This is a genomic window from Pseudomonas sp. FEMGT703P (genome assembly GCF_002786345.1).
GTDB lineage: Bacteria > Pseudomonadota > Gammaproteobacteria > Pseudomonadales > Pseudomonadaceae > Aquipseudomonas > Aquipseudomonas peli.
The window spans coordinates 15,014-29,425 of sequence record NZ_PGCM01000009.1 but is presented as its reverse complement, the minus strand read 5'-3'; the positions used below and the strand labels follow the sequence as shown (position 1 = coordinate 29,425).

14 protein-coding genes and 1 pseudogene are annotated in these 14,412 nt (G+C 59.7%); 4 read left to right on the top strand and 11 right to left on the bottom strand.

The window, feature by feature from the left end; genetic code table 11:
- Positions 1-110: 110 nt before the first annotated feature.
- Both CUR33_RS13310 and gloA read left to right on the top strand, forming a co-directional pair.
- On the top strand, positions 111-1,328 hold the full coding sequence (locus tag CUR33_RS13310) for an argininosuccinate synthase (protein WP_090252361.1): 1,218 nt from the start codon (positions 111-113) through the stop codon (positions 1,326-1,328).
- A 95-nt stretch (positions 1,329-1,423) separates the two neighbouring features.
- On the top strand, positions 1,424-1,816 hold the full coding sequence (gene gloA, locus CUR33_RS13305) for a lactoylglutathione lyase (RefSeq protein ID WP_090252363.1): 393 nt from the start codon (positions 1,424-1,426) through the stop codon (positions 1,814-1,816).
- A gap of 69 nt (positions 1,817-1,885) precedes the next feature.
- Here gloA and CUR33_RS13300 read toward each other — a convergent pair whose 3' ends face one another.
- From CUR33_RS13300 to metG, 9 genes are all read right to left on the bottom strand, one after another.
- Positions 1,886-2,065, bottom strand: coding sequence for a PA3496 family putative envelope integrity protein (locus CUR33_RS13300; RefSeq protein WP_289239953.1), 180 nt, complete (start codon positions 2,063-2,065; stop codon positions 1,886-1,888).
- A 107-nt stretch (positions 2,066-2,172) separates the two neighbouring features.
- Positions 2,173-2,811 (bottom strand): endonuclease III, encoded by a 639-nt coding sequence (gene nth, locus CUR33_RS13295; protein ID WP_282876317.1) that lies wholly within the window; start codon positions 2,809-2,811, stop codon positions 2,173-2,175.
- Positions 2,808-3,515, bottom strand: coding sequence for an electron transport complex subunit E (locus CUR33_RS13290; protein WP_448703164.1), 708 nt, complete (start codon positions 3,513-3,515; stop codon positions 2,808-2,810). Before CUR33_RS13290 ends, nth begins: the two co-directional genes overlap by 4 nt.
- Complete coding sequence (gene rsxG / locus CUR33_RS13285; protein WP_289239969.1) at positions 3,508-4,122, bottom strand: electron transport complex subunit RsxG; 615 nt, start codon at positions 4,120-4,122, stop codon at positions 3,508-3,510. The genes CUR33_RS13290 and rsxG overlap by 8 nt, the downstream gene beginning before the upstream one ends.
- Positions 4,123-4,151: 29 nt before the next feature.
- Positions 4,152-5,183, bottom strand: coding sequence for an RnfABCDGE type electron transport complex subunit D (locus CUR33_RS13280; protein WP_289239952.1), 1,032 nt, complete (start codon positions 5,181-5,183; stop codon positions 4,152-4,154).
- 39 nt (positions 5,184-5,222) lie between these two features.
- Positions 5,223-7,913, bottom strand: coding sequence for an electron transport complex subunit RsxC (gene rsxC, locus CUR33_RS13275; protein ID WP_289239951.1), 2,691 nt, complete (start codon positions 7,911-7,913; stop codon positions 5,223-5,225).
- Positions 7,910-8,485: an electron transport complex subunit RsxB gene (rsxB, locus tag CUR33_RS13270; protein ID WP_289239950.1), complete on the bottom strand. Its 576-nt coding sequence runs from the start codon at positions 8,483-8,485 to the stop codon at positions 7,910-7,912. Before rsxB ends, rsxC begins: the two co-directional genes overlap by 4 nt.
- On the bottom strand, positions 8,482-9,066 hold the full coding sequence (gene rsxA, locus CUR33_RS13265) for an electron transport complex subunit RsxA (protein WP_090252381.1): 585 nt from the start codon (positions 9,064-9,066) through the stop codon (positions 8,482-8,484). Before rsxA ends, rsxB begins: the two co-directional genes overlap by 4 nt.
- 155 nt (positions 9,067-9,221) lie before the next feature.
- The gene (gene metG / locus CUR33_RS13260; protein ID WP_289239949.1) at positions 9,222-11,264 is read right to left on the bottom strand and encodes a methionine--tRNA ligase; all 2,043 of its coding nucleotides are present in this window, start codon (positions 11,262-11,264) and stop codon (positions 9,222-9,224) included.
- Between the two features lie 156 nt (positions 11,265-11,420).
- Here metG and apbC point away from each other — a divergent pair, with 156 nt between their 5' ends.
- Positions 11,421-12,512: an iron-sulfur cluster carrier protein ApbC gene (gene apbC, locus CUR33_RS13255; protein ID WP_289239948.1), complete on the top strand. Its 1,092-nt coding sequence runs from the start codon at positions 11,421-11,423 to the stop codon at positions 12,510-12,512.
- Between the two features lie 108 nt (positions 12,513-12,620).
- On the opposite strand, the gene CUR33_RS13250 is transcribed toward apbC, so the two are convergent.
- Positions 12,621-12,830, bottom strand: a complete 210-nt coding sequence (locus CUR33_RS13250) for a cold-shock protein (RefSeq protein ID WP_090498617.1) — start codon at positions 12,828-12,830, stop codon at positions 12,621-12,623.
- 323 nt (positions 12,831-13,153) lie between these two features.
- Between CUR33_RS13250 and dcd the strand changes: the two genes are divergently transcribed.
- Entirely contained in the window at positions 13,154-13,720 is a 567-nt protein-coding gene (dcd, locus tag CUR33_RS13245) for a dCTP deaminase (protein ID WP_090252387.1), read from the top strand.
- A 59-nt stretch (positions 13,721-13,779) separates the two neighbouring features.
- Here dcd and nadE read toward each other — a convergent pair.
- Positions 13,780-14,082: pseudogene (nadE, locus tag CUR33_RS13240) on the bottom strand (NAD(+) synthase); the annotation flags it as partial.
- Positions 14,083-14,412 lie beyond the last annotated feature (330 nt).

Genomic DNA, 14,412 nt, shown 5'->3' with positions numbered 1-14,412 from the left:
CCAACAATTATCCGTCGCTTGGTCGTCACAAGCTGTCGCGCCTCTGTAAATCAGGCGGCATGGGCAGTAGAATCATCGGTTTTCCCGCACAACCCCGTGGAGTTGATGGCATGGCCGACGTAAACAAGGTAGTCCTGGCATATTCCGGTGGCCTGGACACTTCCGTGATCCTCAAGTGGCTGCAAGATACCTATAACTGCGAAGTGGTGACCTTCACCGCTGACCTCGGCCAGGGTGAGGAAGTCGAGCCGGCACGCGCCAAGGCACAGGCCATGGGCGTCAAGGAAATCTATATCGACGACCTGCGCGAAGAATTCGTCCGCGATTTCGTCTACCCAATGTTCCGCGCCAACACCGTCTACGAAGGTGAGTACCTGCTGGGCACGTCCATCGCTCGCCCGCTGATCGCTAAGCGTTTGATCGAAATCGCCAACGAAACCGGCGCCGATGCCATTTCCCACGGCGCCACCGGCAAAGGTAACGACCAGGTGCGCTTCGAACTGGGCGCCTACGCACTCAAGCCAGGCGTAAAAGTGATTGCCCCATGGCGCGAGTGGGACCTGCTGTCGCGCGAGAAGCTGATGGACTATGCCGAGAAGCACGCCATTCCGATTGAGCGTCATGGTAAGAAAAAGTCGCCGTACTCCATGGATGCCAACCTGCTGCATATCTCCTATGAAGGCGGCGTGCTGGAAGACACCTGGACCGAGCACGAAGAAGACATGTGGCGCTGGACCAAGTCGCCAGAAGCCGCGCCGGATACCCCAACCTATATCGAGCTGACCTACCGTGCCGGTGACATCGTCGCCATCGATGGCAAGGCCATGAGCCCGGCCACCGTCCTGGCTGAGCTGAACCGCATCGGCGGCGAAAACGGCATCGGTCGTCTGGATATCGTTGAAAACCGCTTTGTTGGCATGAAGTCCCGTGGCTGCTACGAGACCCCTGGCGGCACCATCATGCTCAAAGGTCACCGCGCCATAGAGTCGATCACCCTGGACCGTGAAGTCGCTCACCTGAAAGACGAGTTGATGCCGAAATACGCCAGCCTGATCTACAACGGTTTCTGGTGGAGCCCTGAGCGTCTGATGCTGCAACAGATGATCGACGCTTCCCAGGCCAACGTGAACGGCGTGGTACGGATGAAACTGTATAAAGGCAACGTGATCATCACTGGTCGCAAGTCTGATGATTCGCTGTTCGACGCCAACATCGCCACCTTTGAAGAAGATGGCGGTGCTTACAACCAGGCCGACGCTGGCGGTTTCATCAAGCTCAACGCCCTGCGCATGCGCATCGCGGCGGGCAAGGGCCGCAAGATGCTCTGATAGACTTGAGCACCTGAGCCACACCAAGCCCCGGCCATAAGCCGGGGTTTGCATTTATAAGCCCACACAGCCGGGCATTGATGAGGAGACACCTGATGAGACTGCTGCATACCATGCTGCGCGTCGGCGATATGGATAAATCCATCGCGTTCTACACCGAAGTGCTGGGCATGACCCTGCTACGCCGCAAAGACTACCCGGAAGGGCAGTTCACCCTGGCTTTCGTCGGTTACGGCGATGAGGCGCACAACAGCGTGATCGAGCTGACTCATAACTGGGGCGTGGAGAGCTACGAGCTGGGCACGGGTTACGGCCATATCGCCTTGGAAGTGGCCGATGTGTACAAGGCCTGCGAAGACATTCGCACCCGCGGCGGCAAGATCACCCGCGAGCCTGGGCCGATGAAGCACGGCACCAGCATTCTGGCGTTCGTCGAAGACCCGGATGGTTACAAAATTGAGCTGTTGTCGCCGTCGCGCGCCGATTAAGGCCGGTTGAATCTGCTGAGCCACAAAAAAGCCCCGCAGTGTAGCGGGGCTTTTTTGTTGGCAAGACCGTTAAAGGTCGAAGTCGTATTCGGCCAATTGCTTGTGCAGGCGGCGCTCTTCAAGGAAGTTATCGATGATGCGGCGCTTGGTCAGGTTGGTCTTGGCCACCTCGACCGGTGCATCGGCATCGTCCGCTTCTTCAGCAACAAAATCTTCGTCGAGCTCAAGTTCTTCTTTGTCAGTGCTCATCAGTTCTGCTCCAGGCTACAAGGGCCATTTGCGCACCTTATAACGGCAAAACCTGGGCGGGTAAAAAAGATTTTTTCAATGAGCTTATTGAGCCACTAAATAGTGGCTCAATCGTCGGAGGTTTTCTGTTTGTATTCGCACAGGTCTTCGATGCGGCAGCTGCCGCAGCGCGGCTTGCGCGCTTGACACACATAGCGGCCGTGGAGGATCAGCCAGTGGTGTGAGTCGAGGAGAAATTCCTTGGGCACAAATTTCATCAGCTTGTTTTCCACTTCCACGACATTCTTGCCGGGGGCGATACCGGTGCGGTTGCTGACGCGGAAAATATGCGTGTCCACCGCCATGGCCAGCTGGCGGAACGCCGTATTGAGCACCACGTTGGCAGTTTTACGCCCGACTCCGGGCAGGGCTTCGAGGTCTTCGCGGTTGTCCGGCACCTGGCTGCCGTGCTTCTCGATCAGGATACGGCAGGCCTCGATGACGTTCTTCGCCTTGCTGTTATACAAGCCGATGGTCTTGATGTACTCGCTTAGCCCCTCGACGCCGAGTGCGTAAATCGCCTCGGGCGTGTTGGCCACCGGGAACAGCTTGGCGGTGGCCTTGTTCACGCTGACGTCAGTGGCCTGGGCAGACAGCGTCACCGCGACCAGCAGTTCAAACGGCGTGTTGTAGGCCAGTTCTGTCTTGGGTTCAGGGTTGTCTTCATGCAGGCGACGGAAGATTTCGTAGCGCTTGGCCGCGTTCACTCGATCACTCCAGTAACGCGTACGCGACGGCTTTGCACAGGGGCTTCTGGTTCCTGCGCCTTGGCTTTGGCCGCGAGGTGTTCATCGATGCGATTTTTGCCTGCCACCAGCAGGCCCAGCACCAGAAATGCCCCCGGCGGCAGGATCGCCAGGAGGAAGCCCTTGTAGTCACTGAACAGTGTCAGTTGCCAATTTGCGGCGATCGGGCCGAACAGCAGCTGCATATTGGCAAACAGTGCGCCGGTGCCAAGCAGTTCACGCACGGCCCCGATCACCACCATCACCAGGCCGAAACCAATGCCCATCATCAGTCCATCAAAGGCGGCATGGCTGACCTTGTTCTTGGCGGCAAATGCTTCGGCGCGGCCGAGGATGATGCAGTTGGTGGTGATCAGCGGAATGAAGATGCCGAGTATCTGGTACAGCTCGTAGGTGAAGGCCTGCATCAGCAGCTCGGTGCAGGTGGTCAGCGCAGCGATGATCATGACAAATGCGGGCAAGCGCACCGCATCGGTGACCGCATTGCGGATCAGCGACACGGCAGCATTCGAACAAGCCAGCACCAGGGCAGTGGCCAGGCCCATGCCCAGGGCATTGACTACCGAGTTGCTGACGCCTAGCAGGGGACACAAGCCAAGCAGCTGGACCAGGCCGGGATTGTTCTTCCACAGGCTGTTTACGACGATTTCGCGGTAACTAGCCATTGTCAGTCTCCTGGAGCGTTAGCAGTTCTGCGCGGTGCGCATCGAAATACTGCAGCGCCTTGTGTATCGCTTTGACCACGGCGCGCGGGGTGATGGTGGCACCGGCGAATTGATCGAACTGGCCGCCGTCCTTCTTCACCGCCCAGCCGGAGTCATCCGGACTCTGCAGCGAGGTGCCCACGAAACTGTTGATCCAGTTGCTCTTGGCCAACTCGATCTTGTCGCCCAGGCCCGGTGTCTCCTTGTGGCTGATCACCCGCACGCCGGCCAGGCGGCCATCGGCCAGGATGCCGATCAGCAGGCTGATGCTACCGCTGTAACCGTCCGGGGCCGTGGCCTGCAGGATCACCGCACTGGGTTCGCCATTGCGAGTGGCCAGGTAGGCCGCAGTAGGGCCTTTGTTGCCCAGCAATGGGTCATTAACGTCGCGGACGTTGTCCAGCAGATGGTTGTCATAGCTGCCGGCGGGCAGAATCTGCGCCAGAGCCTGAACCTTGGCTTCACGCTGGGCGGCCTCAATACGTTTGGCCGTACCCAGTTGCGTCGTAGCGACGATGCCCACGGTCAGAATGGCGAACGCCCCCAGTACCAGGGCGTTTTTCAGCATCGAGCGGCTAATTTCAGGCAGGGCCACTGTCACTCTCCCAACTTGAAGCCGCGTGTCGGCTTGCGGTGGCCGTAGGTGCGCGGCCGCGTGTAATAGTCGATGGTCGGGGCTGCCAGGTTCATCAGCAGCACGGCGAAGGCGACGCCGTCCGGGTAACCGCCCCAGGCGCGGATTACATAGACCAGCACGCCAACGCCAATACCGAAAATCAGCCGGCCGAGGTTGCTGGTGGCGCCGCTGACCGGGTCGGTGACGATAAAGAAGGCGCCGAGCATGGTCGCGCCCGTCAGCAGATGAAACAGCGGCGAGCCGTTGGAATCCGAGCCCGAGCCGTTCCAGAACAGCAGACTCATCACGGCCAGTGCGGCGAGCATGCCCACCGGTGCGTGCCAGGTGAACAGACGCTTGTGCAGCAGGTACAGGCCGCCGGCGAGGAAGGCCAGGTTGACTGCCTCGGTGGCGGCACCACCGAGATAGCCGAAGGCCGGATTCTGTGCCCACAGCTCGTCAATGGTCAGGCTTTTATTGACCTTCAGTGCGTCCAGCGCAGTGGCCTGGGCCCAGCCGTCAGGCAGGTTGGCGATGCCGAGAATCTGTTGCAGCCCTTCAAGCAGGCCGACCGTATGCGGCGCTGGCCAGCTGGTCATTTCCACCGGGAAAGAAATCAGCACCACCACATAACCGAGCATGGCCGGGTTGAAGGGGTTCTGCCCGAGGCCGCCATACAGCTGCTTGCCGAACACCACGGCAAACCCGGTCGCCACCAAGGTCAGCCACCAGGGCGAATAGGGCGGCAGCGCTAGGGCCAGCAGTACAGCGGTGACCAGTACGCTGTAGTCCTTGAGGAAGAACAGCACCGGGCGTTTACGCAGGGCCAGGATAGCCGCTTCAAAACCCAGTGCGCAGGCGCTGGCCCACAGCAGGTTGATCAACGTGCCGGCGCCGAACAGCCAGGTCAGGGCGAGAATGCCCGGCACCGTAGCCAGCAGCACCTGCAGCATCACTTGCTGGGTGCGATTGCTGCCCTTGGCGTGGGGCGATGTGATGCGGGGCAGGGACATTGGCACTCCGGTTGTTGAGTTGGCTACGCAGGGCTGTTATCAGCTGCCTGCGTGTTCCTGTAATTGGCGTTCTGCATCGGCCAGGCGTTGACGTGCAGCCGTCAGGGCGTCTGCTGGGCTGTTGGCGTCACGTTCAAGCTTGCGCAGATCCGCACGGGCAAAGGCTACTTCGGTCTTCAACGCACGAGTGGTTTCATCAATCGGTTTTTTGTCGGTGCGCACCAGCTCAGGTGCCGGCTTGCCGGATGCGTCCTCGGCCTGGTGCAGCGCCTGCTCGGCGGCTGCCAATGCCTCGCGCAGGCTGATAAGCGCGGCTTCATCGTTGCCGGCTTTTTCGGCCTTTTTCAATTCGGCGCGCTTCATCGCCAGTTCGATCTTGGCTTTTTTCAGCGGATCGGAGGCTTCTGCATCGGGCGCTTTTGCGGGGGCGGTCGGTGCCTGGGCTTCCAGGCTGGCCAGCAGTTTTTCGGCGGCTTCCAGCTGGCTGCGCAGCTGCTGCAATTCGCTTTGCTGCTCGTCGTTGGGTGCTTCGAGTTTCTCCAGCTTGCGTACTTGCGCGCGTAGCATGGCAGCGTCGATTTTGGCCTTTTTCAATGCGCCGTCGTCGGCAGCCGGTTTGGCGATTGGTGCTGGCGCCTGAGCTTCCAGGCTGGCCAGCAGTTTTTCTGCGGCGTCCAGTTGGCTGCGCAGTTGCTGCAGTTCGCTTTGTTGCTCGTCGCTTGGCGATTCGAGTTTTTCCAGCTTGCGCACCTGAGCGCGGAGCATGGCGGCGTCGATCTTGGCTTTTTTCAATGCGCCATCGTCGGCCGCCGGTTTGGCGATTGGTGCTGGTGCCTGGGCTTCCAGGTTGGCCAGCAGTTTTTCGGCGGCTTCCAGCTGGCTGCGCAGTTGTTGCAGTTCGCTTTGCTGCTCATCGCTGGGCGCTTCAAGCTTCTCCAGTTTGCGCACTTGGGCGCGGAGCATGGCGGCGTCGATCTTGGCTTTTTTCAGTGCGCCATCGTCGGCAACTGGGGTGGCCGCCGCCATGGCAGGCGGGTTGGCGGCCATGGCGCTGTCGAGCGCTTGCTGGGCTATGGCCGCTGCGCTGCGCAGCTCGTCGACCTGGGCCTGCAGCTCGGGGCTGGCGTGGGTGGCCAGCTGCTTTTCGGCCTTTTTCAGGGCTACCTGGGCCATGCTGGCTTCGATCTTGAGTTTCTTTTGCTCGTCACTTAGACCGGTCGGTTTGGCCGCTGCTGTATCACTGCTGGCCGCCGCTGGTGCAGCTTGGGCTTGAGCGGCCTTGGCTTGTGCCGCTTTGGCGGTGCGGGCCTGGCGTTCGGCTTCCTTCTGTTCTTCAGCGCGGCGCAAACGTTCCTGACGCAGCTCGAAGCGCTGCTTCGACTGCTCGGCCTTGAGCTGTTTCTGCTCCAGGTCGCGAATCTCACCCTTGGCCGCGCGGTAGTACTGCACGAGGGGAATGCTCGACGGGCAAACATAGGCGCAGGCGCCGCACTCAATGCAGTCGAACAGATTATGCGCCTTGAGCTGTTCATGCTCCTGGCCGATGGCGAAGAAGTGCAGCTGCTGCGGCAGCAGGCTGGCCGGGCAGGCTTCGGCACACTCACCGCAACGAATGCACGGCATGGCCGGCGGTGGCGGTGGCAGCTCGGCGGTGGTCGAGGCCAGCAGGCAGTTGGTGGTCTTGATCACGGGAACGGCGAAGTCGGGCAGGGTAAAGCCCATCATCGGGCCGCCCATGATCAGGCGGTTCAACTTGCTGCGGTTCAGGCCCGCAAACTCCAACAATTCACCCGTCGGCGTACCGAGCAGTACCTCGACGTTCATCGGTCGGGCCAGGGCCTCACCGGTCAGGGTGGTAATGCGCGAGATCAGCGGTTTTCCGTGGACCACCGCGTTATGAATGGCCACGCAAGTGCCGACGTTCTGGCAGAGCATGCCGATATCCGCCGGCAGGCCACCGCTGGGCACTTCCACGCCGGTGAGAATCTGGATCAGCTGTTTTTCGCCACCGGAGGGGTACTTGGTGGGGAATACTTTGAGCTGATAGCTGCGCTCGTTCAGCGCGCTGCGCACGGCGGCGATGGCTTCGGGCTTATTGTCTTCGATGCCGATCAGCACCTGATCCGGCTGGATCAGCTGCACCAGAATGTCGATACCGCTGATCATCTCGTTGGCGCGTTCGCGCATGAGCAGATCGTCGGCGCTGATATAGGGTTCGCACTCTGTGCCATTGATGATCAGTGTGTGGATCTTCTGCGTTGGCCGCGCGTTGAGTTTCACTGCGGTGGGGAAGCCCGCACCGCCCAGACCGCTGATCCCTGCCTGGCGAATCAGCTCAACCAGAGCGCTGCTTTCCAGGTGACGATAGTCAGGCTGTGGCGTCAGTGCGATCCATTCATCCAGCCCATCGCTGTCGATGACGATGGCTGGGGCGAGCATGCCCGAGACATGCGGGTAAGGCTGCGGGCCGATAAAACTTACGGTGCCAGAGGTCGGCGCATGCACGGGCACGCTGACAAAACCATTGGCGGCGGCGATCAGTTGGCCTTTCAGCACGCGCTCACCCACGGCGACCACAGGTTCTGCGGGCGCGCCGATATGCTGGTTGAGTGGCAGCGTCAGGCGCTTGGGCAGCGGCGCTGGCTGGATCGGCGTACGGTTGGACAGCTCCTTGCGCTCGGCCGGATGAATGCCGCCGGGGATATCCCAGATACGTTCCTGCGCACTCATGCCGCTTGCTCCCGGTCACTGGCAATCAATTGGCCGGGGGCCAAGGGTTTTTCCCATTTCCAGCTTTGCACGGTGCTGCCCACTTCGATCATGTCGATGCAGTCCACCGGACAGGGTTCGACGCACAGGTCGCAGCCGGTGCATTCGCTGATTATCACCGTGTGCATCTGTTTGGCCGCGCCAACGATGGCGTCCACCGGGCAGGCCTGGATGCACTTGGTGCAACCGATGCACTCGGCTTCGCGGATGTAGGCGACCATCTGCGGCTTTTCGCCTTCCACGGCGTCCAGCGGCTCGGCTTCAACGTCGAGCAGGTCAGCTAGAGCCTGAATGGTGGCTTCGCCGCCGGGCGGGCATTTGTTGATCTTGTCGCCGCCAGCAATTGCCTCGGCGTAGGGCTTGCAACCCGGATAGCCGCATTGGCCGCATTGGGTTTGCGGCAGCAGGGCGTTGATCTGCTCGGCAATCGGGTTGCCCTCGACCTTGAAGCGCACCGCGGCGAAACCAAGGATGGCGCCCGCCACCAGGCACAGGGCGAGCAGGGCAAGAACGGCTATCAGCACCAGGCTCATAGCTTGATCAGCCCGGTGAAGCCCATAAACGCCAGGGACATCAGCCCGGCGGTGATCATGCCGATGGCCGCGCCCTGGAAGGATTTCGGCACGTCGGCGATGGCGATGCGCTCACGCATGGCGGCAAATAGCACCAGCACCAGGGAGAAACCGAGGCCGGCGGCAAAGCCGTTGGCGGTGGCGGTGATAAAAGTGAATTCGGCCTTGTTGGCGTTGAGCAGGGCCACGCCCAGAACGATGCAGTTGGTGGTGATCAGCGGCAGGAAGATGCCCAGTACGCGGTACAGCAGCGGGCTGGTCTTGTTCACCACCATTTCGGTGAACTGCACCACCACGGCAATCACCAGAATAAAGCTGATGGTGCGCAGGTATTCGATATCCAGCGGCTTCAACACGTACTGCTGCACCAGGTAGCTGCACATGGCGGCTAGGGTCAGCACGAAGGTGGTGGCCAGCGACAGGCCAATGGCCGTCTCGATCTTCTTCGAGACGCCCATAAAGGGACACAGGCCAAGGAACTGGACCAACACGAAGTTGTTGACCAGGATGGCGCTGACCATGATCAAGGCGAGTTCGGTCATTGCAGGTTCCGTGAATGGACGGGCAAAGGCCGCAGGAAAGGGGTGGCTATTATCGGTAAGCCGATCCTGCCATACAAGCCAGATCAGCCTTCCTGAGGTGCTGCCATAAGGCTAGCGCAGCCTGATCAGAGTGGCTGCGCTATTGGGTCGCAGGTTTACTTGACGCGCTGGCCTGGTTTGGCACCGCTGTCCGGGCTGAGCAGGTAGATTTCCTCGCCGCCAGGGCCTGCGGCCAGCACCATGCCTTCGCTGATGCCGAACTTCATCTTGCGCGCGGCCAGGTTGGCCACATACAGGGTCAGCCGGCCTTCCAGCTTGCTCGGGTCCGGGTAGGCGCTCTTGATGCCGCTGAACACGTTGCGTTTGGCGTCACCGATATCCAGGGTCAGGCGCAGCAGCTTGTCGGCGCCTTCAACGAACTCGCACTTCTCGATCAGGGCGATACGCAGGTCGACCGCAGCAAAGGCGTCGAAGGCGATTTCGGCGGCCAATGGGTCTTTCGTCAGCTCGCCATTGCCAGCGGGTGCTGGAGCGGCTTCGCTGGCGGCCAGGTCTTCTTTGGAGGCTTCGATCATGGCGTCGATTTTCGCAGGCTCGATACGGGTCAGCAGGGCGCTGAACGGGTTCAGCTGGTGGTTTGCCAGCAGTGTTTGGTGATCGTCCCAGGTCAACGGCGCGACATTGAGGAAGGCCTCGGCGTCGCTGGCCAGCTGCGGTAGGACTGGTTTCAGGAAGATCACCAACTGGCGGAACAGGTTTACGCCCAGGGCACAGATGGCCTGCACTTCATCCTGCTTGCCGTCCTGTTTGGCCAGGGACCAGGGCGCTTTGTCGGCGATCCAGGCGTTGGCGCGGTCGGCCAGGGCCATGATCTCGCGCATGGCACGGGCGAAATCGCGGGCCTCGTAGGCTTCGGCAATGCTCGGTGCGGCGGCCTGGAAGGCTTCAGTCAGCTCGGGTGCGGCATTGCCGGCTACCAACAGGCCGTTGTTGCCTTTGTGGATAAAGCCGGCGCAACGGCTGGCGATATTCACAACCTTGCCGACCAGGTCCGAGTTGACCTTCTGTACGAAGTCTTCCAGGTTCAGGTCGAGGTCATCCACGCCACGGCCCAGCTTTGCAGCGTAGTAGTAGCGCAGGTACTCGGGATTCAGGTGATCCAGGTAGGTGCGCGCCTTGATAAAGGTGCCACGGGATTTGGACATCTTCTGCCCGTTGACGGTCAGGTAACCGTGTACGGCCACGGCGGTGGGTTTGCGGTAGCCCGCGCCTTCGAGCATGGCTGGCCAGAACAGGGTGTGGAAGTTGACGATGTCTTTGCCGATAAAGTGGTACAGCTCGGCGGTAGAGTCTTTACCCCAGAACGCATCGAAGTCGAGTTCCGGGCGCTTGGCGCAGAGATTCTTGAAGCTGGCCATGTAGCCGATCGGCGCGTCCAGCCAGACGTAGAAGTACTTGCCCGGCTCGTCGGGGATTTCAAAGCCAAAGTACGGCGCGTCGCGGCTGATGTCCCATTCCTGCAGGCCGGAATCCAGCCATTCGGCGATTTTGTTGGCCACGGCATCTTGCAGAGCGCCGCTGCGGGTCCAATGCTTGAGCATGGCCTCGAAGTCCGGCAGCTTGAAGAAGAAGTGCTTGGAGTCGCGCAGCTCCGGTACGGCGCCGGAGATGGCCGAACGCGGGTTCTTCAGCTCGGTGGGCTCGTAGGTTGCGCCACACTTTTCGCAGTTGTCGCCGTATTGATCTTCGGCCGCACACTTGGGGCAGGTACCTTTGATAAAGCGGTCGGCGAGGAACATGCCCTTTTCAGGGTCGAAATACTGGGTCACCGAACGGGTGGCGATATGGCCTTTGTCGCGCAGCGCGAGGTAAATCGAAGAGGCCAGCTCGCGGTTTTCGTCCGAGTGAGTTGAATGGTAGTTGTCGAACGCCACGCCAAAATCGGCAAAGTCGGCGGTGTGTTCGGCCTGCACATTGGCGATCAGTTGTTCCGGTGTGATGCCTTCCTTCTCGGCGCGCAGCATGATCGCCGAGCCATGCGCATCGTCCGCACAGACGTAGATGGCCTGGTTGCCGCGCAGCTTCTGGAAACGCACCCACATGTCGGTCTGGATGTACTCGAGCATATGGCCAAGGTGGATCGAACCGTTGGCGTAGGGCAGGGCGCTGGTAACGAGAATTTTGCGGGCTTGGCTCATGGGATCGGCTGCACTGGTAACTCAGGGAAGCCGGCAACTATATAGGTGCGGCGGATATTTTTCATCCTTGCGCAGGCAATGCCTGCCGGTGTGACCCGATGCGGTTGGCCTGGGGTAAGATGCCCACCTGCTTTACTCAGCCTTTCGGAGCCTTCCATGAGTGTCGTTACCCGCGCAGCGGTCGAAGCCGCCTTGTCCCAATACACCGATCCGCACCTGAACCAGGACCCAGTCAGCGCCGGTTGCCTGCGCGAAGTGGATATCCAGGGTGGGCAGGTGAAGGTGCGTCTGCAGTTGGGCTACGCGGCTGGGCTGTTCAAGAGCGGCTGGGCGCAGATGCTGCAGATGGCCTTGGAAAACCTCGACGGCGTTGAGCGTGCGCAGGTGCAGATCGACTGCGTGATCGAAGCGCACAAGGCGCAGGATCAGGTGCCAGCGCTGGCCAATGTGAAGAACGTGATTGCCGTAGCCTCCGGCAAGGGCGGGGTGGGCAAATCCACCACGGCGGCCAACTTGGCGCTGGCGCTGGCGCGTGAGGGGGCCAAGGTCGGCATTCTCGATGCGGATATCTATGGGCCGAGCCAGGGCATTATGTTCGGTATTCCGGAAGGCACGCGGCCGCAGGTGAAGGATCAGAAGTGGTTTGTGCCGCTCAAGGCGCATGGTGTGGAAGTGATGTCCATGGCTTTTCTCACCGACGAAAACACTCCGGTGGTCTGGCGTGGGCCAATGGTGTCTGGCGCGCTGCTGCAGTTGATCACCCAAACCGCCTGGGATGACCTGGATTACCTGGTGGTCGATATGCCGCCAGGTACCGGCGATATCCAGCTGACTTTGGCGCAGAAGGTGCCGGTGGCCGGTGCGGTAATCGTCACTACACCACAGGATCTGGCGCTTCTGGATGCCAAGAAGGGCGTGGAGATGTTCCGTAAAGTGAATATCCCGGTGCTCGGTGTGGTGGAAAACATGGCCGTGCATATCTGCTCGAACTGCGGGCATGCCGAGCATCTGTTCGGTGAGGGCGGCGGTGAGAAACTCGCGGCGCAGTTTGGCGTCGATCTGCTGGCCTCGCTGCCGCTGTCGATGGCCATTCGCATGCAATCCGATGGCGGTAAGCCAACTACCATCGCCGATCCGGAAAGCCAGATCGCGATGATCTACCAGGAAACCGCACGCAATGTTGGTGCGCGCATTGCTCAGGGTGGTGTGCAGCAGGCAATGCCAACCATAGTGATCAGCGAAGACTGATTCGGGTGTAGCGCACACACGTGCGCCACATGCTGCTCACAGATAAATAAGCGCCCACAAAAAAGCCCCGCACTAGGCGGGGCTTTTTCTCAAGCGGGTTAGTGCAGGTTATACAACCTGAACTTCCTCAGCTTGCATGCCTTTCTGACCACGGGTGGCCACGAAAGTCACTTGCTGGCCTTCTTTCAGGCTCTTGAAGCCATCGCTCTGGATAGCTTTGAAGTGTACGAAGAGGTCGTCACCGGACTGTGGGGTGATGAAGCCGTAGCCTTTTTCATCGTTGAACCACTTGACGGTGCCATTCTGACGATTCGACATGTTATGTCTCCTAACAAATTTATTAACAGCCCTGGAAAAGCCCAGGCCGGGACTGAGTGCAACGAGTACTAGGAGTCGGACGATGTTTGGATCGAAATCTAGGCATCAAGTAGCGATTCGCGGTGACACATGCAGCACAGTGGGCCAACCATACTCGCTTTTAACGCTAAGCGCGAATGCTCTGTGCATCTTTCTGTTATTTGGCGACAGATAGATGGTTTACCGTTTTGCGCCTCGTGCTTGTTCAAGAGCCTTTGAACCCTGCCGCCGGCCCCGGTAAGATGCGTGCACTTTTCACCTTTCGCTACAGCAGGACAGCCGCCATGAGCATCAAATCGGATAAGTGGATTCGCCGCATGGCGCTAGAGCACGGCATGATTGAGCCCTTTGTTGAGCGCCAAGTGCGCGCTGAAGGTGCCCAGCCGCTGATTTCCTATGGCGTTTCCAGCTATGGCTACGATGTACGCTGCGCCGATGAGTTCAAGGTGTTTACCAACATCAATTCGGCAACTGTCGACCCGAAGAACTTCGACGAAAAGAGCTTTGTCGATGTGAAAAGCGATGTTTGCATCATTCCGCCTAACTCGTTCGCATTGGCTCGCACCGTTGAATTCTTCCGTATTCCGCGTGATGTACTGACCATCTGCCTGGGCAAGAGCACGTATGCGCGCTGTGGCATCATCGTCAACGTCACCCCGTTGGAGCCAGAGTGGGAAGGTCATGTGACCTTGGAGTTCTCCAACACCACCACTTTGCCAGCGAAGATCTATGCCAACGAAGGTGTGGCACAGATGCTGTTCCTGCAGTCCGATGAGCCTTGCGAAGTGTCTTATAAGGATCGTGGCGGTAAGTACCAAGGTCAGCTGGGTGTGACGCTGCCTAGAGCCTAAGCGTTTGATGGAACGAAAAAAGCCGGGCAATGCCCGGCTTTTTCATGTGTATCGGAAACTCAGGGAACCAGTGGCAGTTCGCGCTTATGGCGAGTGGCGTCATAGGTGCGCACGATGATGGCGTATGCCTCGTCGCGAACTGTCTGGCCGTGCAGGAAAGCGTCAATTTCGCTGTAGGTGACGCCATGCGCTTCTTCGTCCGGCTTGCCGGGACGCAGTTCTTCCAAGTCTGCTGTCGGTACTTTGAATGCCAGGTTTTCCGGTGCGCCTAGGTGCTTGGCGATGGCGCGTACCTGGCCTTTAATCAGGCCCGACAGTGGCGCGAGGTCGCAGGCTCCGTCGCCGAACTTGGTGAAAAAGCCCCAGGCTTTCCACCACCCCGAAAAGTGCACATCGCCATATCTGGTAAGGCTTTGATGGTGGGTAATATGATGTGCAAAAATAAAAACTGCACATCTCTAGTATGAGCCAAAAATATTTTCTCTACCAGCCCAGCGGGCCAATTGGAGCGTGGTTCGGTAGGGGATAGGGCATAATGCAAACACCCGAGCACGATATCGTTCCTACGCACGGGAATGCCCTTTAGCCAGCAGATGTGAGCTCTGTTCGCGGGTAGAGCATTTCCCTGATGCAGCCAACCCCAGCAGGCCGGCGTTGCATCTAATAGATCTTGCTCAAAGCAAATTTGGAGG

What these genes read in the sequence shown, in the direction of transcription:
- CUR33_RS13310 (WP_090252361.1), top strand. Translation starts at nt 111, where the DNA reads ATGGCCGACGTAAACAAGGTAGTCCTGGCATATTCCGGTGGCCTGGAC.
- gloA (WP_090252363.1), top strand. Translation starts at nt 1,424, where the DNA reads ATGAGACTGCTGCATACCATGCTGCGCGTCGGCGATATGGATAAATCC.
- CUR33_RS13300 (WP_289239953.1), bottom strand. Translation starts at nt 2,065, where the DNA reads ATGAGCACTGACAAAGAAGAACTTGAGCTCGACGAAGATTTTGTTGCT.
- CUR33_RS13290 (WP_448703164.1), bottom strand. Translation starts at nt 3,515, where the DNA reads ATGGCTAGTTACCGCGAAATCGTCGTAAACAGCCTGTGGAAGAACAAT.
- rsxG (WP_289239969.1), bottom strand. Translation starts at nt 4,122, where the DNA reads ATGCTGAAAAACGCCCTGGTACTGGGGGCGTTCGCCATTCTGACCGTG.
- CUR33_RS13280 (WP_289239952.1), bottom strand. Translation starts at nt 5,183, where the DNA reads ATGTCCCTGCCCCGCATCACATCGCCCCACGCCAAGGGCAGCAATCGC.
- rsxC (WP_289239951.1), bottom strand. Translation starts at nt 7,913, where the DNA reads ATGAGTGCGCAGGAACGTATCTGGGATATCCCCGGCGGCATTCATCCG.
- rsxB (WP_289239950.1), bottom strand. Translation starts at nt 8,485, where the DNA reads ATGAGCCTGGTGCTGATAGCCGTTCTTGCCCTGCTCGCCCTGTGCCTG.
- rsxA (WP_090252381.1), bottom strand. Translation starts at nt 9,066, where the DNA reads ATGACCGAACTCGCCTTGATCATGGTCAGCGCCATCCTGGTCAACAAC.
- metG (WP_289239949.1), bottom strand. Translation starts at nt 11,264, where the DNA reads ATGAGCCAAGCCCGCAAAATTCTCGTTACCAGCGCCCTGCCCTACGCC.
- apbC (WP_289239948.1), top strand. Translation starts at nt 11,421, where the DNA reads ATGAGTGTCGTTACCCGCGCAGCGGTCGAAGCCGCCTTGTCCCAATAC.
- CUR33_RS13250 (WP_090498617.1), bottom strand. Translation starts at nt 12,830, where the DNA reads ATGTCGAATCGTCAGAATGGCACCGTCAAGTGGTTCAACGATGAAAAA.
- dcd (WP_090252387.1), top strand. Translation starts at nt 13,154, where the DNA reads ATGAGCATCAAATCGGATAAGTGGATTCGCCGCATGGCGCTAGAGCAC.